Annotated in this window: 19 protein-coding genes; 10 read left to right on the forward strand and 9 right to left on the reverse strand. The window is 70.5% G+C overall.

Features of this window, described 5'->3' with window-relative positions:
• Window positions 1-21: 21 nt before the first annotated feature.
• The gene (locus EV192_RS10250; protein ID WP_132113767.1) at window positions 22-1080 is read right to left on the reverse strand and encodes a hypothetical protein; all 1059 of its coding nucleotides are present in this window, start codon (window positions 1078-1080) and stop codon (window positions 22-24) included.
• Window positions 1077-1580 carry a SigE family RNA polymerase sigma factor gene (locus EV192_RS10255; protein ID WP_165960329.1) on the reverse strand — a complete coding sequence of 168 codons (504 nt, stop codon included), beginning with the start codon at window positions 1578-1580 and terminating at the stop codon, window positions 1077-1079. Before EV192_RS10255 ends, EV192_RS10250 begins: the two co-directional genes overlap by 4 nt.
• A 75-nt stretch (window positions 1581-1655) precedes the next feature.
• On the opposite strand from EV192_RS10255, the gene EV192_RS10260 reads away from it, so the two are divergent.
• Window positions 1656-2297 carry a nitroreductase family protein gene (locus EV192_RS10260; protein ID WP_132113771.1) on the forward strand — a complete coding sequence of 214 codons (642 nt, stop codon included), beginning with the start codon at window positions 1656-1658 and terminating at the stop codon, window positions 2295-2297.
• Here EV192_RS10260 and EV192_RS10265 read toward each other — a convergent pair.
• From EV192_RS10265 to EV192_RS10280, 4 genes are all read right to left on the reverse strand, one after another.
• Complete coding sequence (locus tag EV192_RS10265) at window positions 2258-5428, reverse strand: AfsR/SARP family transcriptional regulator (RefSeq protein ID WP_132113773.1); 3171 nt, start codon at window positions 5426-5428, stop codon at window positions 2258-2260. The genes EV192_RS10260 and EV192_RS10265 overlap by 40 nt on opposite strands.
• 117 nt (window positions 5429-5545) lie before the next feature.
• A complete protein-coding gene (locus EV192_RS10270; protein ID WP_132113775.1) occupies window positions 5546-7444 on the reverse strand; it encodes an ABC transporter ATP-binding protein in 1899 nt (632 codons plus the stop codon).
• Window positions 7445-7447: 3 nt separating this feature from the next.
• Window positions 7448-8485, reverse strand: coding sequence for a lanthionine synthetase LanC family protein (locus tag EV192_RS10275; RefSeq protein WP_132113777.1), 1038 nt, complete (start codon window positions 8483-8485; stop codon window positions 7448-7450).
• 78 nt (window positions 8486-8563) lie between these two features.
• Entirely contained in the window at window positions 8564-8800 is a 237-nt protein-coding gene (locus tag EV192_RS10280) for a hypothetical protein (protein ID WP_132113779.1), read from the reverse strand.
• A 187-nt stretch (window positions 8801-8987) separates the two neighbouring features.
• Between EV192_RS10280 and EV192_RS10285 the strand changes: the two genes are divergently transcribed.
• The 4 genes from EV192_RS10285 (at window position 8988) to EV192_RS10300 (ending at window position 15629) form a co-directional block, all read left to right on the forward strand.
• A complete protein-coding gene (locus tag EV192_RS10285) occupies window positions 8988-11972 on the forward strand; it encodes a lantibiotic dehydratase (protein ID WP_132113781.1) in 2985 nt (994 codons plus the stop codon).
• Window positions 11969-13225 carry a lanthionine synthetase C family protein gene (locus EV192_RS10290; RefSeq protein WP_132113783.1) on the forward strand — a complete coding sequence of 419 codons (1257 nt, stop codon included), beginning with the start codon at window positions 11969-11971 and terminating at the stop codon, window positions 13223-13225. Before EV192_RS10285 ends, EV192_RS10290 begins: the two co-directional genes overlap by 4 nt.
• 21 nt (window positions 13226-13246) lie before the next feature.
• Window positions 13247-14149: a JmjC domain-containing protein gene (locus tag EV192_RS10295; RefSeq protein ID WP_132113785.1), complete on the forward strand. Its 903-nt coding sequence runs from the start codon at window positions 13247-13249 to the stop codon at window positions 14147-14149.
• 385 nt (window positions 14150-14534) lie between these two features.
• Complete coding sequence (locus EV192_RS10300) at window positions 14535-15629, forward strand: hypothetical protein (RefSeq protein ID WP_132113787.1); 1095 nt, start codon at window positions 14535-14537, stop codon at window positions 15627-15629.
• Window positions 15630-15635: 6 nt separating this feature from the next.
• Here EV192_RS10300 and EV192_RS10305 read toward each other — a convergent pair whose 3' ends face one another.
• From EV192_RS10305 to EV192_RS10315, 3 genes are read right to left on the reverse strand one after another with little or no spacing between them, the layout of a single operon-like run.
• A complete protein-coding gene (locus EV192_RS10305; RefSeq protein WP_132113789.1) occupies window positions 15636-16394 on the reverse strand; it encodes a GAF and ANTAR domain-containing protein in 759 nt (252 codons plus the stop codon).
• Between the two features lie 28 nt (window positions 16395-16422).
• Complete coding sequence (locus EV192_RS10310; protein WP_207925965.1) at window positions 16423-17184, reverse strand: GAF and ANTAR domain-containing protein; 762 nt, start codon at window positions 17182-17184, stop codon at window positions 16423-16425.
• On the reverse strand, window positions 17168-18148 hold the full coding sequence (locus tag EV192_RS10315; RefSeq protein ID WP_132113793.1) for an acyl-CoA desaturase: 981 nt from the start codon (window positions 18146-18148) through the stop codon (window positions 17168-17170). The genes EV192_RS10310 and EV192_RS10315 overlap by 17 nt, the downstream gene beginning before the upstream one ends.
• Before the next feature lie 194 nt (window positions 18149-18342).
• Between EV192_RS10315 and EV192_RS10320 the strand changes: the two genes are divergently transcribed.
• The 5 genes from EV192_RS10320 (at window position 18343) to EV192_RS10340 (ending at window position 22693) form a co-directional block, all read left to right on the forward strand.
• Window positions 18343-18696 carry a lipopolysaccharide assembly protein LapA domain-containing protein gene (locus EV192_RS10320; RefSeq protein WP_132113795.1) on the forward strand — a complete coding sequence of 118 codons (354 nt, stop codon included), beginning with the start codon at window positions 18343-18345 and terminating at the stop codon, window positions 18694-18696.
• A gap of 70 nt (window positions 18697-18766) precedes the next feature.
• Window positions 18767-19150, forward strand: a complete 384-nt coding sequence (locus tag EV192_RS10325; RefSeq protein ID WP_132113797.1) for an HPF/RaiA family ribosome-associated protein — start codon at window positions 18767-18769, stop codon at window positions 19148-19150.
• Window positions 19151-19361: 211 nt separating this feature from the next.
• Window positions 19362-20204, forward strand: coding sequence for a slipin family protein (locus EV192_RS10330; RefSeq protein ID WP_132113799.1), 843 nt, complete (start codon window positions 19362-19364; stop codon window positions 20202-20204).
• A gap of 78 nt (window positions 20205-20282) precedes the next feature.
• Window positions 20283-21833 carry a tannase/feruloyl esterase family alpha/beta hydrolase gene (locus tag EV192_RS10335; RefSeq protein ID WP_132113801.1) on the forward strand — a complete coding sequence of 517 codons (1551 nt, stop codon included), beginning with the start codon at window positions 20283-20285 and terminating at the stop codon, window positions 21831-21833.
• Between the two features lie 23 nt (window positions 21834-21856).
• Complete coding sequence (locus tag EV192_RS10340) at window positions 21857-22693, forward strand: lipase family protein (protein ID WP_243726756.1); 837 nt, start codon at window positions 21857-21859, stop codon at window positions 22691-22693.
• The last annotated feature ends 83 nt before the right edge of the window (window positions 22694-22776 follow it).

Genomic DNA, 22776 nt, shown 5'->3' on the forward strand with positions numbered 1-22776 from the left:
GAAACGCGAAACTGAGTGGGTTCAGTGCGGCAGGACGAGCCGGTCGGCGATGTCGTACAGGTCGGTTTGTGGCACCCGGCCGGCGATGATGACCGGGGCGCCGTCGACCGCGTCGAGGACCCACAAACTCTGGTAGCCCTTCTCGTCGGCGAGGCGCGTCGCGTGGCCCTGCACAGGTTGGCCCGGGGTGCCGGCCGGCGGCTTGGTGACCGCGGTGGTGACGTTGATCGGCGGCATGGTGGCGCACGTGCCCAGTGCGTAGCTCGTGTGGGCCGCCGACGACCCCGCCGCGGACGGACCGACGCCGCCCTGCTCGACGTCGAAGGCGCAGATCCGCGTGCCGTTCGGCAGGTCGCGCAGTCCGTACGCCGGCTTGACGGTGGTCGCGCCTGGGAACTGGATGTTCTCCGCGATCCGCCGACCGGCGTCGACCAGCTGCTGCGCGGGTGCCTTGCTGCCGGGCGCGGCGGACACGTTCACGTACATCGACCCGCCGTCACGGTGCGTCACGTACAGCTCGTAGCCGCCGGGGCCGCTGGAAACCGAGCTCTCGACACCGCGCTGCCCGTTGACGGTGACGGCCTTGCCCGGGCCGGACTTGAACGCCGCCTGGTCCACCGGCATCATCCGGAAGTGCTGGACGTCGACCTCCAGGACCTGCCCGTTGGCCTTGACGGTGAGCATGTACTCACCGCCGTACAGCGGCGACGCGTCCGGGCTGGAGGTGGTGGCTCCGACGTTGATTCGGTGCGCCAGGTAGGTGACCGCGCCCGGCGGCAGCCAGCCGAGGGAGAAGGGCATCTGCAGGCTCGTGACGGCCGGCTCGGCCGCGGCCTTGGTGCTCTGGACCTCGGCGGCCGGACCGGCGACCTGGCGCTCGTCCGCCGGCCGGTTCAGCACCACGACGGCGGCCGCGGCGAGGGTCAGCACGGTGGCCCCGCCCGCGACCGCGAGCGGTCGGCTCAGCCCGACGCTCCCGCGGTCGATGCGCTGCCGGGCGGCGGCAAGGACCGAGTCGCTGTCCGGCACGGCATCTTCGTGCGCGGTGAAGGTGTCCGCGATCAGCTTCTCGACGTTCATGAGTTCTCCTTGATCTCGGCCATCTGCTCGATGGTCAAGCCGTTCCGCAGTGTCGCCAGTGCCTTGTGGGCGTGCGCGCGCACAGTGGACTGGGCACAGCCGAGCAGGTCGGCGATCTCGGGATCGGCCAACTGCTCGTAGTACCGCAGCACCACCACAGCCCGCTGACGTTTGGGCAGCCGCGCCAGGCGCTGCCACATGTCCTCGCGTGACGCGTGGTCCGAGGCGAAGTCGTCCGCCCGCGCCTTGTCGGGCGGGTCACCCGTGGTGATCACCCGGATCGACCTGCGCCGTCGCCAGGACAGGTAGCCGTTGGTGACCATCCGCAGCACGTAGCGGTCGGGGTGTTCCGTGCCGCTGATCCGGGACCAGTGCCGGTAGAGCTTGACCAGCACGTCCTGCACCAGGTCAGCGGCCTGTTCCCGCTCGCCGGTGAGCATCGTCGCGTAGCGCAGCAGCCGCGGCAGCAGCCCCCGGACGAAGTTCTCGTAGTCAGCCATCACCACTGAAGACTCAGCTCAAGGCCGATCTGTTTACCGCGGTTCGGTGTCTTTCATGATCTGTAGTGTGAGCCCATGACCCCGGATGAGCTGTTGACGACCACGCGTTCGGTCCGCAGGCGACTGGATCTGACCCGGCCGGTCCCGATCGACCTGGTGCGGGCGTGCCTGGAGATCGCGATTCAGGCGCCGTCGGGGAGCAACCGGCAGGCGTGGCAATGGCTGGTGGTCACCGACCCCGACCAGCGGGCCGCGTTGGGCGAACTCTACCGCCGCGCGGTGGACAGCTACCTGGAATCCGCCAGTGCGGCCGGGAAACTGTTCCAGGACGAGCCGGGGCGCGCCGGTGTGCAGGAACGCGTCGGCGACAGTGTCGCGTACCTGGGACCGCGCATGGGTCAGGTGCCCGTGCTCGTGGTGCCGTGTATCCAGGTCGCCGAACTGCCTCCGGGCAACCAGGCCGGTGTCTGGGGCTCGATCCTTCCGGCGGCGTGGAGTTACATGCTCGCCGCGCGGTCCCGCGGGCTGGGCACGGCGTGGACGACGTTGCATCTGACCTACGAGGAGGAGGCCGCCGAGATCCTGGGCCTGCCGCGGGACGTTCGGCAGGCGGCGCTGATTCCGACGGCCTACTACACCGGTTCGACGTTCAAGCCGGCCGCCCGGGTTCCCCTCGATCAGGTACTGCACCTGGATCGCTGGGGTTCGCGCGACTGACCGGCGCACGGGACGTCATGCGGTGCTGGCACGTGGTCGACGGTGATCTCGGTCATCGCCGCGTGGGCGCGTTCCTGGCCTGGGCGGTAGCCGGTGTGGGTGTGGGTGGCCAGGGCCGCCCGGATGTGGGCGGTGGCGGTGTCCCGGTTGTCCAGTCGGTGGGCGGTCAGAGCCAGGGAGGTCAGTGCGTTGCCGCGCTGGATCTCCCGGCCGGTCACGACGGCACCGACGAGGGCGGCGTCGGCGTAGTAGGCCGATCTGGTCAGGGCGCCGAGGTGGCGGTGGGACACCGAGAGGCCGATGCGGGCTTCGCCGAGGACGCGGCTGTGTTCGTCGGCGGCGAGGAGGTTGACGGCTTCGAGGAACTTGTCGACGGCCTGGCAGTGGTTGTCGCGCAACTGATCGATGGTGCCGTGGACGACGAGGACCTCGGCCAGGACGCGGACCGCGTTGACGGCGCGGGCGGCGGCAAGGGCTTCGTCGGCCACCGCGGCGGCCTGGTCGTGACGGCCCGCGTCCCGGTGGACGGCGGCGAGGTGCGACAGCGTCTCCGCTGAGTCCACTGTGGACCCCAAGTCCTGGAAGGCCGCGAGGGCTTCGCGGAGATGGTCTTCCGCGTCCGCCAGCCGGCCCGCCGCGTGGTGTGCCTGACCGAGGTTGGACCGCGCGGTGGCCGCGGCGTGTGGGGAACGTACGCGCTCGCAGATGGCCAACGCCTCCTCGCTGCATCGCCGGGCCGCGTCGAGTTCGCCGAGTTCCAGGTGAGCACCCGCGCTGTTGAGCAGGGCGTTGGCGACGACGAAGTCCTGACCGGTGCGCCTGCCCAGGTCCTGGCCGCGGGCGAACAGGTCGGCGGCCAGCATCGGCCGCCCGATCTCCAGCTGGATGATGCCCATGTTCAGCAACGCCGCGCCCTCGATCGGGGCCGAACCGGCCGCGCGGCCGCTGTCCAGGGCGCGGCCCATCTCGTCGAGGGCCTCGGTGTGCCGGCCCAGTGTCCACGCCAGGATGCCCAGACTCATCCGCATGGCGGCCTGCGCGCCCACGTCTCCCGCGCGTTCGGCGGCGGCCAGTGCGTTGCGCGCGGCGGAGTCCCACTGGGTGGTCGTACTGCGGGAGTGGAGGTAGCCGCGCAAGGCGTCGGCCAGGTGCCACGAGTACGACGGCAGGCCGGACGGCTCAGCCGCCTCGATGGCGGCGATGAGGTTGGCGCGTTCCGCCTCCAGATGGTCGCGGGCCGCCTCGGCCGCGTCGAACCTGGCGCGGGGCGACGACCGGGGCAGCCTGCTCAGGTCCGGATACAGCACCGTCCCTGCCGCGTCGGCGACATCCAGATAGTGGTCGAACAACCTGCGGAGCGCTTCGCGCCGGTCGTCCGCCGAGTCGTCCTGACGGGCCCGTTCGGCGGCGTACAGGCGCATCAGGTCGTGGAACTGGTAACGGCCCGGGATCCGCTGACCGACGAGGTGACGCATGCTCAGGTGGTCGAGCGCCTCTCGCGCCCGCGCCACGTCCACCCCCAGCAACTCAGCCGCGGCGTCGACGGTGAAATCCGGACCGGGCACCACGCCCAACAGCCGGAAAAGCCGTCGCGGCAGCTCCGGTAACGCGGCGTAGGACAGGTCGAAGGTGGTACGCACGGTGGCGTGCGGGTCGCCAGGCACAGCGAGCCTGCCCAACCGGTCACCCGCGCGCAGTTCGGCGAGATAGTGCTTGACGCCGCCGCCGAGGTTGGCCGCGGCCAGCCGCAGCGCGAGCGGCAGATGTCCGCACAGCTGAGCGATCTCGGCCAGCGCGTCCACGTCCGCGTCGACGTCGCCGAGCAGTTCGGCGAAGAGCGTCCGCGCCTCGCCGGGACGCAGCACGTCCAGGGTGAACACGCGGGCGTCGTGCAGGGCGGCGAGTCCGCCCAGGTGGACGCGGCTGGTGATCAGCGCCGCGCAGCCAGGCGTGCCAGGCAGCAGGGGGCGCACCTGGGTGACGTCGGCGGCGTCGTCGAGCAGCAGCAGGACGCGTCGGTCAGCCAGCCGGGCGCGTAACTCGGCCGCCCGGGCCTCGGTGGACGCGGGCAGGTGGGCGCGGTCCAACCCGGTGGCGTGCAACAGGTCCGCGAGCACCTCGGCCGGCTCGACCCGGCCGAGCCGGACGTACAGCTGACCGTCAGGGAACGCGGCCCGTAACTGGTGGGCGATCCGCACGGCGAGTGCGGTCTTCCCGACGCCGGGCGGACCGCACAGGGCGGCCACGGGGACGGTCTCACCCGTCAAGGTGAGGACGAGCTGGTTCAGCAACTCCTCACGACCCACGTAGGCGCGCACATCCAGTGGGAGCGTGCACTGCGTGACCCACGGCGCCGACCGCGGTGACTCCGCGTGCGCCGTCCTGACGGGCGGCGGCTCGGCCTCGCCGGTGAGCACGGCCTGATGCAGGTCACGCAGCCGGTCCCCGGGCTCGATGCCCAGTTCGTCGCGCAGCCTGGCCCGGACCGACCGGTACGCGGCCAGCGCCTCGGCCTGCCTGCCGCCGCGGTACAGGGCGAGCATCAACTGCGCCCAGAACCGCTCCCGCATCGGGTGTGCGGCGGTCAGCCCGGAGAGTTCGGCCACCAGCTCGGCGTGCCGGCCCATGGCCAGCTCAAGATCGACGACGCGTTCGAGCACCTGCAGCCGTTCCTCGGCCAGTGGTAGCGCGGCCGCGGCCCGGAGCGACTCGGACGGGACGTCGCTGAGCACCGCGCCACGCCAGAGCGTGAGACCGGCGCGCAGTGACTCGACCTCGGCGTCCAGGTCCCCACGCGCCGCGGCGGCGTTGGCCTCGGTGACCGCGGCACGAAAGCGGTCGAGGTCGAGCGCGCCGGGGCCGACCTCGATGGCGTAGCCGTCACGGTGGGTGGTGATCAGCTCGTGCGGCGCGAAGGCGCGGCGCAGCCGCTGGACGTAGGTCTGGACCGTGCCGCGGGCGCCGGCGGGCGGCGCTTCCGCCCACAGGTGCTCGATCAGCTCGGCCACCGACACGGCTTGATTGGCGCGCAACAACAACGAGGCCAGCACCACCCGGTGCTTCCCCGCCGGCACGGGCACCTCATGCCCGTCCAAGTCCACCCGCATGGCGCCGAGAAGAGCGAACTCCACTCGCGACTCCGTCCCCAGATCGAGCCGCTCGCGCGCCCCCACGCACGATGCCGCACCCGAACGGCGCAAAGTATTCCATACCGGACAGCCGACGTCGGCAAACGGGTGAAGATCGCCTCAACGGGTCAGGCCGTGCTGCTCCGCCTGGAGCCGGAAGAGCTGCGCGTACGTCCGGTCCAGCGCCATGAGCTGCTCGTGGGTGCCTTGTTCGACGATCCGACCCTGGTCGAGCACGTAGACGCGGTCCGCGCGACGCACCGAGGCCAGCCGGTGGGTGACCAGTACGACCGCGCGGCCGGCGCCGGCCAGGCCGCACACCCGGTCGAACACCTCGACCTCGGCGCGCGGGTCGAGCGCGGCGGTCGGCTCGTCGAAGATCACCACGGGCGCGTTCCGGTAGTGCGCCCTGGCCAGGCCCATTCGCTGCCACTGGCCGCCGGACAGCGCCGTACCGCCCCAGAACTCGCGGGCGAGCAGGGTGTCCCAGCCGTGGTCGAGCCGGGCGACGACCTCGTCCGCCCGGCCGAACCAGGCGGCGTGCCGGAGCCGGGTCGGGTCCGGCGGGTGGGTGGTGCGGCCGATGGTGACGTTGACGCGGGCCGTGAACGGCCACTGCACGAAGTCCTGGGCGACCAGGGCGACGTGGTCGAACAGGTGCTGGCGGTCGACCTCCGTGGTCGGCATGCCGTCCCAGCGGATCACGCCACCGCTCGGCAGGTACAGCCCGGCCAGCAGCTTGGCGAGCGTGGTCTTGCCCGAGCCGTTCGCCCCCACGAACGCCACGATCTCGCCGGTGCGCAGGGTCATGTCGACCTCGGTCAACGCGGGCTGCTTCGCGTTCGGATAGGTGAAGGACAAGTTACTCACGGTGATCACGGCCGGCGGGCGGTTCAGGCGGCGCCGTCGGACCGGCATCGCCTCGGCCTCGGCGCGCTCGCACGCCCGTTGCCAGTCCTGCACGAACAGGCCCTGCTCGTACAGCCCGTTGACGGACGTGACCAGCCTGGCCAGGTGCCGGGTCCCGGTCTGGATGGCGAGCACGACAGTGCCCGCGACCGCCAACGGCACCGTCCCGGAGACCAGCAGCAGCCCGAGTACGCCGTAGGTGGCCACCTTCGCCAGCCCCGCGACACCGTCGGTGAACAGGGTGGTGCGGGCCTGCGCGTCGGCCAGCCGGGCCTGCTCCGCCTCGGCGAGCCCGGCGAGCCTGCGGTAGTTCGCCAGCAGGAACCCGCCCGTCCGGTGAACCCGGACCTCTTCGGCCGACGAGGGCTGCGTGAGCAGGGTGGCGAGCATGTCGAGCTGGCGGTTCAGCTCGACCCATCGCTTCATCGACAGGAATCTGGCCCGCGCGGTGCGTACCGCGCCCCACGCCGACGGCAGGCTCACCGCGAGCAGCATCGGGAGCAGCGTGGGATGCAGCACGGTCAGGACGCCGCCGGCGGCCAACAGCCCGGCGATCGCTTCGAGCAGGTCGATCGCGTTCGACGTGACCTGGCGCGCCGCCAGCGCGCCGCGCCGGGCAGCGGCGAGGTCGTTGTTGAACGTCGGGTCCTGCATGACGGCCAGTTCGACGGCGACAGCCCGCTCCAGCAGCCGTACGTAAGCGGCCCTGTCGACGCGTGGGGCGAGCCGTCCGCTCGCGGCACTGCCCACCGAGGTCAGCACGCTGCGCAGCACGCCGCCCGCGATCACCCAGACGAGCGAGGGCACAGCGGCGACTAGCAGTTCCTTGCTCGGCGGGGCCGACAACAGGACGGACAGGGCTGAGTTGGTCGCGACAAGGATCAACGCGGTGGCCGCGCCCGCGACGAGGTTCGCGCCGACCGCGACCGGCAGTGTCCAGCGACCGGCCGCCCAGGCCAGTCCGAGCGTGATCCGCAGCAGGTTGGGCAGCCTGCGCAGCATGGTCCAGAAGCCCAGATCCGCCGCGGCGCCCTCGTGTTGCGCGAACCCGTCGGTGAGCCGGATGCCGCTGCCGAACAGCGGGTCGTCGCCCGTCCCGTGCGGTCGCATCGGTCAGGCCAACAGGAACAGCCGGGCCCACGCGGGCGGGCGGGAAGCGGTGACGGCACGGAGAACCAGCGCGACGCCGGCGGCGCCGAGCAGGACACCGGGGTTGTCCACGAGGGCACCGAGCGATTCGACGTCGCGAAAGCCGAACAGCGACGCCGGCTCATAGGCGTCCAGCAGGCGCGTGCAGAGCCGGTCGGCGTGGACTCGATGACGTTCGTCGCCCGTGTCCCACCAGAACAGGGCGGACACCAACAACGCGCCTGCCGTGCCGTGGCAAAGCGTGGGTGTGCGGTAGTCGGTGTCAGCGAGGGCCATGTCAGTGGCGAAGGCGCGCAACTCGGCGTCGTCCAGGGCACGACCCGCCAGCCACAACGCCCGTGCGACGCCCAATGCTCCCGTGCACCAGCTGACTTGCGCGACTTCGGCCGTACGCAGCCTGTCGGCCAGCGCGCGAAGCGCGGGCCGCACGCCCGGTACTCGGTGCAGGTGCAGCAGGGCAAGCGCGGCGAGCGGGCCGCCCGCGCCGTGCGCCATGCCGGGCTCAGGGAAGTCCTGACCGAGCTGGGCCAGCGTGGCGCCAAGGGCGGTGAGGACGTCCGCGGGGGCGGCGTCCAGCAGAAGTGCGGCGGTCCAGCCGGACAGTCCTTCGACGACGTCGTAGTCGCGCTCGTCGCCGCGCGCCTCGTGCAAGGAACGACCCAACGCCAGCAGCACAGCGGTGCCCAACTGGCTGCGCAGTCCCGGATAGCGCGTCCCGCCACGGCTCAGCAGAGCCGCCGCGGCGAGGACGCCCGTCGAGCCCGCGAACAACGACAACGGCAGGTCCGGGTCGTCGACTGCGGCAATGGCCGCGGTGAGAAAACGATGGCCAGTGCGATCCCATCCGCCGTGCGGATCAGCGGCGTCGAACGCGGCGCACAGGACGGCCGCGCCCACGTCGCCGCACGCCAACGACGCCGGGCGCCAGCGGACCGTGTCGGCGAAGGCGGACTGGCCGGCCATGGCGGCGACGCCCGCGGCGATCCGGTCGGGATCGACCATGCGCGCCGCCACCTCGGCGGACACTGTCGCGACCCGCGCGGCGCGGCGCGGGTCAAACAGAGCCGACGACACCACGGGTCAGATGCACATGTTCGGCGTGATCGTGGATCCCTGTGCGGCGAACCCCCGGCAGGTGTAGCTGCACGCGTAGTCCGCCGTGCACCTGCTGCTACAGCTCTCCGACACGTAGGACGTGTGCACGGTGCCGGTGTCCATCTGGAACTCCAGGCCGTAGTCGTCCTTGGCGTCCAGCGGCACGACCCGCACCTCAAGCTCGAACAGCGCGTCCTCTTCGGACAGCGTCATCATCGTCATTCGTCGTCTTCCATTCCCTGTGGACTCAACCGGGACCCACCGATGGGTCGCCGGATCCAGCTTGCTGGCTCGTGCCGGCGGACCGGCGACGTGCCGCCGACGTCTCGCCGACGCCGGGCTTCGGGCCGGTGACGCCGGCCTGGCTGCGTGGTTACCTGCGGTGCGACCCGAGGTGGAAGGAGTTCCCGTGGCCCTGTTCACGCCCGACGACGCGGCTCTGTTGCGGATGCCGGCCGCCCCTGTGGCGATGGCGGACGCCACCAGGGTCGGGCTGGCCGACGCCGGCCAGGTGCTGCGTACCGTGCTCGACGACCCGGTCCTCCGCGAAACCGTCGAGCTGTCGAGCACCGCGCTCGCCGGAACGCTTCAGGCCGTCGACGCCGGCCGGACCAGTCAGTCCAAAGTGGACCGGGCGGGCCGCTCCGCCGCCCGGTACCTGCTGCGGATGGCGGGCCGGCCGACGCCGTTCGGCCTGCACTCCGGTGTCGCGGTGGCCGCGGTCGACGACACGACGAAGGTGCGGATCGGTACGGCGCACCGCAAAGGCGTACGGGTCGACTCGGGCTGGCTGACCGCCTTGCTGGTGCGTTTCGAGCGTGACCCACGCGTGCTGCGGAAGTTACGGGTCGTGGCCAACGACCTGTTCTTCACCCGAGGCGATCGGCTCGTGCTGCCGTACGTGCCCAGTGACGCGAGCGAGTCGGTCCGGAGCGTGCGGGAGTTGTCGGTGCGCCGGACCCCGCCCGCCAGCCTGGCACTGGAGATCGCGCGGCAGCCGATCCCGTTCACCGGCCTGGTCGCCGAGGTCGCCGCCGCCTTCCCACGGGCGTCCACCGACGCCGTCGAACGGATGCTGGGCCAGCTGGTCGCCCAGGACCTGCTGCTGACCGACCTGCATCCGCCGCTGGTCGACACCGACCAGCTCGACCACGTCATCGACCACCTCGCCGGCCTGCCCGAGGCAGCCGCGCTCCGGCACGCGCGCGAGCTGCTGGCGGCTTACGCCGAAGCGCCGATCGGCCAAGGACTGCCCCAGTGGAACCGCGCTGTCGAGGCGCTGCAAGCGATCCAGCCCGGCAACCGCGCCCCGATCCAAGTCGACCTACGGGTCGACGCCGACGTACGGCTGCCCCGCGCCGTCGCCGACCAAGCCGCCCGCGCCGCCGAAGTGCTTTATCGCTTCGGCCTGACCCGACAGGAACCCCCGCACCTCACGGACTACCGGGAGGCGTTCCTCGACCGCTACGGCAGCCACCAGCTGGTGCCGCTGGCCGAGTTGATCGACCCGGAACGCGGCCTGGGCGCGCCCGCCGGCTACCGGGTGCCTGACAGCGAGCGGCGCCTCCGGCACAGCGTGACTCCGTCGACGCCGGTGGACGACGCCCTCGCCGCGTTGGCGCAGCAGGTGATGCTCAGCGGCGAGGTCGAGTTCGTCCTGGACGACGCCCTGGTGGACCGCCTCGCGCCCACCCACCCGGACGACCCCGCACCGGACAGCGCCGAACTGTGCGTACGCGTGCTCGCCTCGTCGGCCGCCGCGCTGGACGCGGGAGACTTCCGGCTGGTGGTGGCCCGGTCCGTGGGCGCGCCCAACGCGGGCGAGATGTTCTCCCGGTTCGCGTACCTGTTCGACAACCGGCCCATCTCGGCAACACCTGACCAGCCAAACCTGCTTCCCGTGCAGCTGGTGTTCCGCCCGCTGCACGGCCGGATGGGCAACCTGCTGCAGGTGCCTGCCGTCTGCGAGCGCACGCTGGCCATCGGCACGTTCGCCGAACGCGGCCGCGAAGACGTGCTCGGCCTGGCCGATCTGTCGGTCGGCATCGACGGCGAGCGGCTGTTCCTGGCCGCGCCAGCGCTCGGCGCGGAGATCCTCGCGGTGTCGCCGCACCGCATGAACACGACGCACTCGACCGCCAACGTCGTGCGGCTGATTCGCGAGATCACGGCCGCGAGACACAACGCGCTCGACGCCTGGTCGTGGGGCGCGACCGCGGGACGGCTCCCGATGCAGCCGCGAGTTCGTTACGGGCGCACGGTGTTGTCCGCCGCGACATGGACGGTCAGTGACCGGATGCGCGACAAGAACCTGCCGTGGGCGGAGTGGAACGGCGAACTCGACGCGTGGCGTGCGCGGTGGCGCGTACCCGAGCGTGTGCAGGCGATCGACCGTGACGTCTGCCTGGAACTTGACCTGACCAGCGAACTGCACCGCAGGCTGCTGCGCGACGAGCTGAGTCGCCGTCCGGACACCGTCGTGGGTGAGGTGTGCGGCGGCCCGGAGGACACCGGCTGGCTCGACGGCTACGCGGCGGAGTTTGTGGTGCCGTTGCGCGGGGTCGGGCCACGGCCCGCTTCCGCCCGCGTCGTGGCCCAGCCGCCGCCTTCCCGCCGGCTGCTGCCTGGCGGGGAATGGTTGTACGCCAAGCTTTACGCCGCGACCACCCGGCACGACGAGCTGCTCGCCCAGCACGTCGCTCCGCTGGTCGCGGGCCAGCGATGGTTCTTCATCCGTTACGCCGATCCGGACCCGCATCTGCGGCTGCGGTTCCACGCGCCTGCCGATCGCTTGCTCCCGGAACTGCACGCGTGGGCGGCCGGCCTGTGCGACAGCGGGCTCGCCAGCAGGCTGGTCATCGACTCCTACGAACCGGAGACCGCCCGCTACGGCGGCCCGGCGCTGCTGCCCGCCGCCGAACTGGTCTTCCGCGCCGACAGCGAGTCCGTGCTCGACCAGCTGCGGCTGCCCAGCCTGCCGCTGTCCCCGGTGATGCTGGCGGCGGCCAACTACCTCGACATGCTGTCCGCGTTCGGCGACCCGGACTGGCTGCTCGACAACCACCCCAAGGACATCCAGCAGCACCGCGCCTTCCGAGCCGTGCGCACGGAAGCCGTCACCCTGCTGGACCCGGCGAGCGGCTGGCGTGCGCTCGCGGCGCGGCCGGGCGGGGACGTCATCGTCTCGTCGTGGGCGAGGCGACGGGTGGCGCTGGCCGCGTACGGCGAGGCGGTCCGTGCCGCCGGGAGTCCGCACGACTCGTTGCTGCCGGCCCTCCTGCACATGCATCACAACCGGCTGATCGGCTTCGACCCCACGAGTGAGGCCGAGTCGTTGGCCCTCGCGCGCGGTGCCGTCGAAGCCCACCGCAACCGCGCGAGGTTCGGCCGATGACCGGCGTGGTGGACACCCTGGCGATCCGTGTCCGGGCCGAGGCGGTGGTCGAGGACGTCGCCCGCAGGCTGGCCGACCCGGCGGTGGTGGCCGCCGTGACGATCGCGCTGTCGCCGGGCAGGTGGGCTGCCTTGTCCTTGTCTGACGGGTATCCAGCCACCGCGCTGCTGTTCGCCGAACTCGCCCACCAGGATCCCGCGTACCGCGCGGTCGCCCACCAGCACCTGGCGATCGGTTCGGCGGCAGGCAACGCGAGCACGCGCGGCCTCTACGTCGGTGCGGGTGCGCTGGCGTTCGCCGCGGCGCGGGCGGCGGGCAAGGCGGGTGCCTACGCCGACATGCTGTCCACATTGGACCACCACCTCGCCATGTGGGTGGCGCGCAAGCTGCGGCCGGAATGGGAGCGCATGTCCGCGGGGCGGCCGGGGACCGAGTTCGCCACGTACGACGTGGTGACCGGTGTGACCGGCGTCGGCAGGCACCTGCTGGACCGCGGTGCCCTCGAATCCACCCAGGCGGTGCTGAGGTATCTGGTGACGCTCACCGAGCCCGTCGGCCGGTTGCCGGGGTGGTGGGCCGTGCATCCACCGACCGTGGCCGATCCCGGCGGTGGGCACGCGAACACCGGTCTGGCGCACGGCATCGCCGGGCCGCTGGCGCTGATCTCGATCGCGTGGGCGCACGGGGTGCGCGTGCCAGGGCAGGACGCGGCCGCCGAACGGATCGTCGACTGGCTGCTCACGTGGTCGGACACCGACGAGAACGGCCGGTACTGGCCGTACGGGTTGGACACCGCCGAGCTGGCCGCCCGGCCGAAGCGGCTGCGACCGGCCCGGTCGGCGTGGTGCTACGGCACACCCGGGATCGCTCGCGCGCTGCACCTGGCGGGCACCGCCTTCGACCGTCCAGAGTGGACCGACGAGGCCGTCGGGGCACTCCAGGCCATGCTGCTCAGGCCACTGCACAGTCACGCGGTGACCGACGCCGGACTGTGCCACGGCTGGGCCGGCCTGCTGCACCTGGTGCTCGGCACCGGACGCGACACCGGCGCGCCCGAGCTGCTCGCCGCCGCCGACCGGATCGCCGCACGGGTGCTGGAGGTCTACGACCCGGACTCCGCTTTCGGCTTCCGGGTGGACGGGACCGACGACACCGCCGGGTTCCTGGAGGGCGCCGCGGGCGTCGCGCTGGCCCTGCTCGGCTGGCTCGGCGAACCCCGCAGCGGCTGGGACGCGGCCCTGCTGGCCGCATGACGATTCGACGAAAGGACAACAGTGAGCGAGGACTACCGGACCGACCCGGCGTGGGCCGCGCTGTTCGCCAAACCCGAACAGGCACAGGACTTGCGCTGGGGCGGCGAGCACATGCGCTTCAAGGCCGCGGACACCGTGCGTGAACTCGTCACCCGGGAGTTGATCGAGCACTGGCTGGTGTTCGGCAACCTTCGATACCCGCAGTTCAACGTCAGCTACGGCGGCGACGGCGCCCCACCGACCACGTTCACCCGCACGAGGGTCCTCAACCAGCACCAGCTCACCGGTTGCGCCCACGCCGACGACATCATCGAGCACCTTGACCGTGGCGGGACCCTCGTACTCAGCAACATGGAACAGTACGACCAGCGCGTCGGCGACTTCTGCCGCGGTCTGGCCAACGCGGTGTCCGGGACCGCGCAGACCTACGCCTACCTGACCGCGCCGGACCAGTTCGGCAGCCGCCCGCACCGCGACACCGCGGACGTCTTCGCCGTGCAGATCGAGGGCACCAAGCAGTGGACGCTCTACGACCTCCCGACCGGCGGCGACTGGAACCGCGGCCACATCGACGACGACACCCAGGTCACCGAGAAGGTCGTGCTGGAGCCCGGAGACGCGCTCTACGTGCCCGCGGGACTGGGCCACCGCGCCCAGGCCGGCCCGACCGGCTCGCTGCACCTGACCATCTCCCTCGGCGTCCCGCCCGTGCGCCAGGTGATCGACGTGCTCACCGAAGAACTGCGGGCGGTTTTCCAGCGGCAAGAGGCGTTCCCGCCCGGCCAGGCCGGTCGCGCCGAGGTGGCGCGGGACGCGTTGCGGCGCCTGGCCGCCGCGGTCGAGGCAGCCGATCCGGCGGCGGTCGCCGACCGGCTGGTCCGGCCGAGCGAATGGCCGCACGAGGCCCGCCGCCTGCCCTGGTGACCGTCCGGAACGTGGTCCGCGATTGGGGGTGCCGGCGACGGTGGTCGCCTTCGGGCTGTCGCTGTCGCCGGCCACAGTCGCGCACGTTCCACCGCCGCCACATCAGGCCGGCTGATGGCGGTACCGCACCAGGTGGGATCCACGGTACCGTCGCGTCAAATGTCAATTTGCGCCCGGACCCCGCGCGGCCTGCGAGCGTCCCCGGAAACATGATCGACCGGGTACGTCGGTGATGGCCTGACGTCGGCAACCGCCGACGCCAAGAAGCCTCGGTCCCGGGAGATCCTCCATTAGCGTCTCAGTCTCGTTGTCAATTCCCCGTTCACTCACCGATGTATACGGTCCCGGCGTCGCCGTCTGCGCGCGACCGGCGCTGGAGGCGACGGTGCCCACGAGCAGGCACCGCCATACCCGTGACGTGGTCTCCGCCCGGCCGATCGCCGTCGCCGCGGACACACCGCTGATCTGCAGCGCCGGCGGCACGAACCCGGAACTTCTGGCCCGGTTGCGACACGGTGGCCTGCCGGTCGGCACCGACCTGCGGGAATTCCGCACCGAGGCGGAGTTCTCCGCACGGGTGACGGAGGCGATCGCCGACGGCCTGCTCATCTCGATGGAGTACCCGCAGCCGACGACCCTGTGCCCGGACGAACACGCCGCCAAAACCGGCCGGCTCGTCGGCCACCTCAACAACAAGGCCAGCATCGCCACCCTGGTGCATCCGCGCTACCAAGCGCTCCGCAGTGTGGTGACACGTGCGCAGTTGGCCGAAGCGGCACCCGCTGAGAAGGCCTGGGTGCTCAAGGCCGCGACCGACGACGCACACGGCGGCAGCCTCGACGTCTACCTGCACCAGGCCGGCGGGCAGATCACGCTGCCGACGTTCACCGACGTCCTGAGCGAGTTCGTGATCGAGGAGTACCTGAACATCCTCCGTAACTGGGGCGTCCAGCTGCACACCGGGGCGGACGGGACAGCGCACCTGCTCGCCGTCACCGAACAGCGCATCGACGCGGCAGGGATCTACACGGGCGGACGGTTCGGGCTGGTCACCCCGCTGCCGCCCGAGCTGCTCACCGAATGCCTGGCGATCACCCAACGGGCCGCCGACCTCGGCTATCGCGGCCTGTGCAGCCTGGACTGCGCCCAAACCCGCGACGGTCAACTGGTCGTGCTCGACCTGAACTTCCGGATCACCAGTGGGTCCGTCCCGTTGTTGGCGCTGCGGTCAGTCCGCCCGGACGCCCTCGACCGGCCCGCCGAGTCGGTGAAACTCACCGTGACCGCGCCGCTGATCAACCTGCTCGACGAACTAGGGCCCGACTTGGCAGCCGGCGGCCTGCTCATCGCCGCCGCGCACGACACCGTCCGAACCGACAACCCGATCCGGCAAAGCACCATCCAGCTGGTGGTGTTCGGCGACGATCCGGACGAGGTGACCGCACGCCGCGTCGCCCTGGAAACCAAGGCCACCCCGTGACTTCGGTCATGGTCCGGGCGGGGTGCCTGGCCTGGTACGCGGGCCCTTTCCCAACTGGTCACCGCCGATCGACCCGTCGACGATCTGTGCGGCGACGTCGCTCAGCCGGCGGTTGTGGCTGCGGGCGTAGTCGCGCATCACCTGGAAGGCCTGCCCCATCGGCAGGCCGGTGCGTTGGGCGAGCATCCCTTTGGCCTGTTCCAGCTGGACCCGGCTGGTGAGGGCGGTCTGCAGCTGGGTGGCGAGCAGTTCGCGGGTGGCGATGGCGCGTTCCTGCATCAGGCCGACCGTGGCCACGTCGGCCATGGCCTGGCCGATCCCCAGGTCGGCTTCGCCCAGCAGGCCGGGTCGGGTCCGGAACAGGTTCAGCGCGCCGATTGTCTCGTCCCGCAGCCGCATCGGCAGTGCCTGCGCGGAGCGGTATCCGAGTTGCTGCAGCCGCTGCGTGAAGGTCGGCCACACCGTGCGCATCGCGGACAGGTCGTCCTGGGCCACCGGACGCCCGGACCGGAAGCAGTCCAGGCAGGGGCCTTCGTTGTTCTGCAGTTCGTAGAGTTCCAGCAGCCGGGCCTCCTCGGCGGACGAGGCCATCACGTGCAGGTCGCCCTGCGGGTCGGCCAGCATGATCCCGGCGGCGTCGGCGTCAAGCAGTTCCACGCTGCGGGTGGCCAGGGTGTGCAGGAAGTCGATGACGTCGAAGTCGGCGACCAGCGTGTCGGCCAGATCCACGAACGTGCTGGCCAGGAGTTGTTCCCGGGTCGTCATGAGCCCACTGCCCCCACCGTCTCACGGATCATGGCCGGTCCTGCCGCGTCGTGCCTTCTGGCCCAGTGTCATCGAAACACATACGGCGGCTCACCACATCCGCGGCTACGGCGGACACCGTCCGTCCGATGGCGTACGCGTGCGCTCGCAACCGACGCAGTGCCTCAGCAAGACTGATGCCGAGCTGGATCGCGATCATCCCGGTCGCTTGATGGACCTCAGCGCGGTTGTCGATCGGTCCGGCGAGTGGGACGTGCGTGCTGTCGTGCTCGTCGTAGTCCTGCAGGTGCAGGATCACGACGGTGGCCGCGTCAGCGAAGGCCGCCGCGTCGGCGAGTTCAACGGCTGTGAGCTGCCCCGGGGTGTCGCGGTACAGGTCCAGGACGCCCACCCGGATGGCGCCGACCCGCAGTGGGAACGCGAAGATCGCGTGCACACCGGCGTCGAGCACGGCCGCGCCGAACCGTGGCCAGCGTGCCGGCCCAGCCGCCCCGAGATCCGGTTCGAGGACCGGGCGACCGCTGCCGGACGCTTCGACACACGGCCCCTGACCGAGCGCGAACTGCAGTTCCTCCAACTGCCGGGCCCGCCCGTCAGTGGCCGCGAGGACGACACCACTGGGCCCGTCAGCGGTCATCAACGCCAACCCGACCCCGCTGACCGGCAACGCCGACAAGCATTCCGCACACAACCTCGCGGGCAGCCCGACCTGCTCACCGCCGTGGCCATCGATCGCCGACAGGATCTCGGCGACCCTGCCGTCACGCCGGGTGCTATCCGTCCGAACCACGACCGGACAAGGCCCGATCCTTCGGGACAGCGATCCGGGCCAGTCGCGCGGGCGTGCTCCACCGCACGTCCGACACCCAGCCGAGCCGCTCGAAGATCCAGATCACCCTCGCCGAGATGTCAATCTGCCCGCGCAGCACACCATGTCGGGCGCACGTCGGGTCGGCGTGGTGCGAGTTGTGCCACGACTCCCCCATCGACAGGATCGCCAAGGGCCAGAAGTTCGCCGCCTTGTCCCGTGAGGCGAACGGCCGGTCGCCGATCATGTGGCAGATCGAGTTGATCGACCACGTCACGTGGTGCAGGAACGAAACCCGCACCAGACCCGCCCAGAAGAACGCCGTCAACGCGCCCCACCACGACAACGTGATCACCCCGCCCAGCACGGTGGGCACCCCGATGCTCACCGCGACCCACAAGGGAAACAGCCGGTCGACGACCCGGATGTCCCGGTCGGCCAACAGATCCGGGGCGAACCGTTCGGTGTTGGTGCCGGCCCGTTCGAACAACCAGCCCATGTGGGCGTGCCAGAACCCCTTGGCCAACGCCACCGGCCCGGTGCCGAACAGCCACGGCGAGTGCGGATCGCCCGCACGGTCGGAGAACGCGTGGTGCCGCCGGTGATCAGCCACCCACCCGATCACCGGCCCCTGCGCGGCCAGGCCACCGGCCACCGCCAACGCGATCCGCAGACCACGCTTGGCCTTGAACGCGCGATGGGTGAAATACCGGTGGTAGCCGACCGTCACACCCAGACAGGCGACCGTGTAGAAGCCCGCGGCCAGGCCGATGTCCGTCCAGCCCACACCCCAGCCCCAGACCGTCGGCACCGCCGCGATCAACGCGGCGAAGGGCAGCAGGACGAAGGCCTTCACCAGGATCTGCTCGCGCGTCGACCGGCCGGGGACGACCATCGGCTTCGGATCGGCACCTGGTGCGGGGCGAACCGCGGTGGAGGTGGTCATCAGCAGGCCCCCACTTGGGCCGTGATGCGGAGAGTCAGGTCGAGACGTGTCACCGGAACACCCTTCGGTCGGCTGATGTCACGCCGAGGTCCAGGGCACTTGACCACCACCCTACGCGCTCCGCCGGACGATGTCCGCCGAGATCGGGAGTAGCATGCGGAGGTAAGCCCCTCATTCAGAGAGGGGGCGCACCCATGACCGATACGTCCGCCACCAGGCACGTACCTTCAAACACCCCACCTGTGGACGCCGTCCCAGGCCCCATCCAGACCGCACCGGCGACCGGTGATCCCGACCCGCTGCGACGCACCCGGACGGGTGTCGTCTGGATCGGCGTGATCATATTCGCCGTCGTGCTGGTCCTCCTGCTCATCTTCATCCTGCAGAACACCCAGCCGGTGGAGATCTCCTACCTCGGCGCCACCGGACACGTGTCACTCGCCGTCGCCATGCTCCTGGCCGCCATGGCCGGCCTGCTGCTCACCGCGATCGCGGGATCACTGCGGATCTGGCAACTACGCCGACGCCTGCGCCGTTCCGCGCGTTAGCTGACGACCACAGCAGCGCACTGTCCCGCTTGGACCCCGCAGGACATCATGCCCAGGAAGGCACCTCCGTATGACCGCGATTCCGCACGAGCCGAACCTGATCGCCGACCGACTGCACCTCGCCACCGGTTTCCTGGACTCCGAACGTGACTGGATCGTCCGGCGCCTGGCCGCGCTCGATCCGAGACTGCGGTCCTTCCACGAGGTACAGATCGACCTGGAGATCAGTCTCAAGGATCGCGGCGGCGCGGCCCAACGGGTCACGCTGGAATGCTGGATCCGCCGCACTCCCCGGCTGCACTTGGTGTCTACTTCGGACTCGGCGAAACTGGCGGTGGCCCTCAACGAGGTCCGCAACGGCATGATCCGAAAGATCGACGACGCCAAGACCCGCACCGAGCCGCGCCACAACCGCGCGCTGCGAAACGTCCAGCCAACACCCGAACCCGAATGACCCGACTGCGTCACCTCGACGCACGAGGAGGCACACCAACGATGCGACACATACCCAAGCCCACGCCAGCCGCCCAGCGGCCTCGCCCGGCCGGCGACACCGCACGCGACCGAAACTGGCCCACCACCTTCGGCACGCTGATCCTCGGCGCCATCATCGGCGCGATAGTCGGCATCACCAGCCGCACACCCTTGCCGCGAAAGGAAACTCGATGATCGTTCTGTACGTCGCCATCGGGATCGTGATCCTGCTGGGACTCGCACTCTCGTTGCGGATCGTCACCCAGTACGAGCAAGGGGTGCTGTTCCGGTTGGGCCGGGTGCGAAAAGTGCGGGAACCCGGACTCGCCGTGATCGTCCCGGTGATCGACATCCTGCGCAAGGTGTCGCTGCGGATCATCACCATGCCCATCCAGTCCCAGGGCATCATCACCCGGGACAACGTGAGCATCGACGTCTCCGCCGTCGCCTACTACCGCGTCATCGACGCGGTGAAGTCCGTGGTGGCCATCGAGAACGTCGCCGCGGCCATCAACCAGATCGCCCAGACCACCCTGCGCAAGGTCGTCGGGCAACACACCCTGGACCAGACACTGTCCGAGACCGACGCCATCAACATCAGCATCCGCGAGATCCTCGACGTGGCGACCGTCGAGTGGGGCGTCGTGGTCACCCTGGTCGAACTCAAGGACATCCAACTGCCCGACAGCATGAAACGAGCGATGGCACGGCAAGCCGAAGCGGAGCGCGAGAAGCGAGCCAAGATCATCGCCGCCGAAGGCGAGTCACTGGCCGCCGCCGCGCTGGGCGAAGCCTCCGACACCATGATGGCCCACCCGTTGGCCCTGCAACTGCGAAACCTCCAGAGCCTGGTCGAGATCGGCGTGGACAAGAACACCACAGTCGTCTTCCCGGCACCCCTCATGAGCACCATCGGGGAGCTCGGCTCGTTCCTCAGCCGGGAAGCCGCGGCGGCCGTCCCGGTGCCCGCGCCCCCGATCCCCGCCAAACCGGACGTGGCGGCCAACGGAGCGCCCGTCAGCGTCAACAAGTAGGCCAGGGCCTGTTCGCCACAGAACTGTCGGTGGTCCCCGATACGGTCACAGGTGTCCTGTCGATCGATAGGGGGCAAGATGAGACGACTACTGCTGGCAGGGTTGCTCCTGCCGGCGTTCCTGACCGTCGCACCGCAGGCGTCCGCGCACACGCGGGCCTGTGAGGCGGGCAAACCAGCTGTTCCGGGCGCTCAGGTGGTGTCCGCGACCGGCGTCGAGAAGCCGGGTGGCACCGTGGAGGTGCCGTTCCCTGGGGTTCCACCGATCACCGACGTGCCGCCGTACTGCGACATCACCCTCGTCCTCACACATCCCGGCGCGAACGACCGGGTGACCGTGTCGGTCTGGTTGCCGGTCAGCGGGTGGAACGGGCGGTTCCAGGGCACCGGCGGTGGTGGCTATGCGATGACCATGGGTGAGTTCGGGCTCGCGCAGGCCGTGAAGGACGGCTACGCGGCCGCTTCGACGGACGGCGGGCACGTCATCGACTTCGAGGATCCGTCGAGTTGGGCGCTCGGCCCGGACGGCCACGTGAACCAGCCGCTGCTGCTGGACTTCGCGTCCCGATCGTTGCACGACATGGCCGTCGCGGGCAAGGCGGTGACCACCCGGTACTACGCGACGGCGCCGCGCTATTCGTACTGGACCGGCTGCTCGACCGGCGGGCGGCAAGGCCTGATGGAGGCCCAGCGGTACCCAGGCGACTACGACGGCATCAGCGCCAACGCGCCGGCGGTCAACTGGGACCGGTTCATCCCGGACCTGGTGTGGCCGCAGGTGGTCATGCAGCAGGAGCACAACTTCCCGACACAGTGCGAGTTCCAGGCGTTCCACGACGCGGCGACGGCCGCGTGTGACCGCGATGACGGGGTGGCCGACGGCGTGGTCGACCTGCCGAAGTCGTGCGACTACAACCCTTACCGCCTGGTCGGCACGAAGATCGTCTGTGCCGGCAAGGAGATCACGATCTCACGCGCCGACGCCGACGTGGTCCGCAAGATCTGGCAGGGCACGCCGTTGTGGTTCGGGCTCAACAAGACCGCGGCGTTCTCCGGCCTGGCCAACACTGTTCCCGGCCCGGACGGGTCGACCGTGGGCGCGCCGTTCAAGATCTCCGAGAACTGGCTGAGGTACTTCGTGCAGGAGGACCCGTCGTTCGACCTGCGGACGGTCACCTACCGCGACTTCGACCGGCTGTTCGCCAAGTCGCGGGCGAAGTTCAACGCGATCATCGGCACGGACGACCCGGACCTGTCGGCGTTCCGGGCGGCCGGCGGCAAGATGATCACGTGGCACGGCCTCGACGACTCGATCATCCCGTACCAGGGCACGGTCGACTACCGGGAACGGGTCGAGCGCCGGCTGGGCGGATCAACCACAGTGGACAATTTCTACCGGGTGTTCCTCGCGCCCGGCGTGGACCACTGTTTCGGCGGCCCAGGACCGTACCCGGCCGACCCACTCAGCGCGCTCGTCAACTGGGTGGAGAAAGGCAAGGCACCGGACACCTTGCCGGCGGTCACCGCGGACGGAGCCAGGACCCGCAACATCTGCCACTATCCACTGAAGGCGCGGTACAACGGTCACGGTGACCCGAACTCGGCGGACAGCTACACCTGCCGCCGCTGACCCGGATTGCCCGCTGGTCGTGCGTGAGAGCACCCGAACATGAGTGTTCGCCACGCACGACCAGCCGTGCCAAGGGCTACAGCCTCCCGCTGGCCTACGGGATGGCCAAGGCCGCCGAGCTGGCCTACCAGAACGAGGACGCCGTCAAGGCCGAAGCCGGCCGGTGGGGTTTCGACCGGGTGCGCCACCACCTGACCCGGTTCACCCCGCCGTTCCCACTGGCCGACACCCAGGCGTACACCGCGGCCAGCGACAACATGATCATCATCGCGTTCCGGGGCACCGAACCCGCCCAGATCCGGGACTGGCTGTCCGATGTGAACACTCCGCCCCGGCCCGGTCCGGCCGGCACCGGGCTGGTCCACTTCGGCTTCGCCGAGGCGCTGCGTTCGGTGTGGCCGCAGGTCAAGGACGCGGTCAGCGAACTGCGGGACAACGACCAGTCGGTGTGGTTCACCGGTCACAGCCTCGGCGGCGCCCTGGCGATGCTGGCCGGCGCGTGGCTGTCCTTCGAGGACCCCAAGCTACGAGCGGACGGCGTCTACACCTTCGGCCAGCCCCGCACCTGCGACCGTCTGCTGGCGTCGGCCTACAACACCGCGTTCGCCGGCCGCTGCCACCGGTTCGTCAACAACAACGACATCGTGCCCCGACTGCCGCCCGAGCCGGTCTACCACCACGTCGACGCCCTGCGGTTCATCGACGCCGCCGGCCGCGTCCGGGAGTCGACGACCCTGCTGGGCGGGTTGACCGAACGGGCCAAGGGCCTGACCGCGGACGCGTTCGCGCCGGCCAGTGCGGGAATCCGCGATCACTTCATGGCGGCCTACCGCACCGCGATCGAGAAGAACCTGACCTGATCCGCCACCACTGAGGCCACCGAAAGGTGGGCACTCCCGCAACCGAAGTGAGGTGTCGTACGTGTTGATCGTGTGAGTCCGAA

It is taken from the genome of Actinocrispum wychmicini (assembly GCF_004345645.1).
Taxonomy (GTDB): domain Bacteria; phylum Actinomycetota; class Actinomycetes; order Mycobacteriales; family Pseudonocardiaceae; genus Kibdelosporangium; species Kibdelosporangium wychmicini.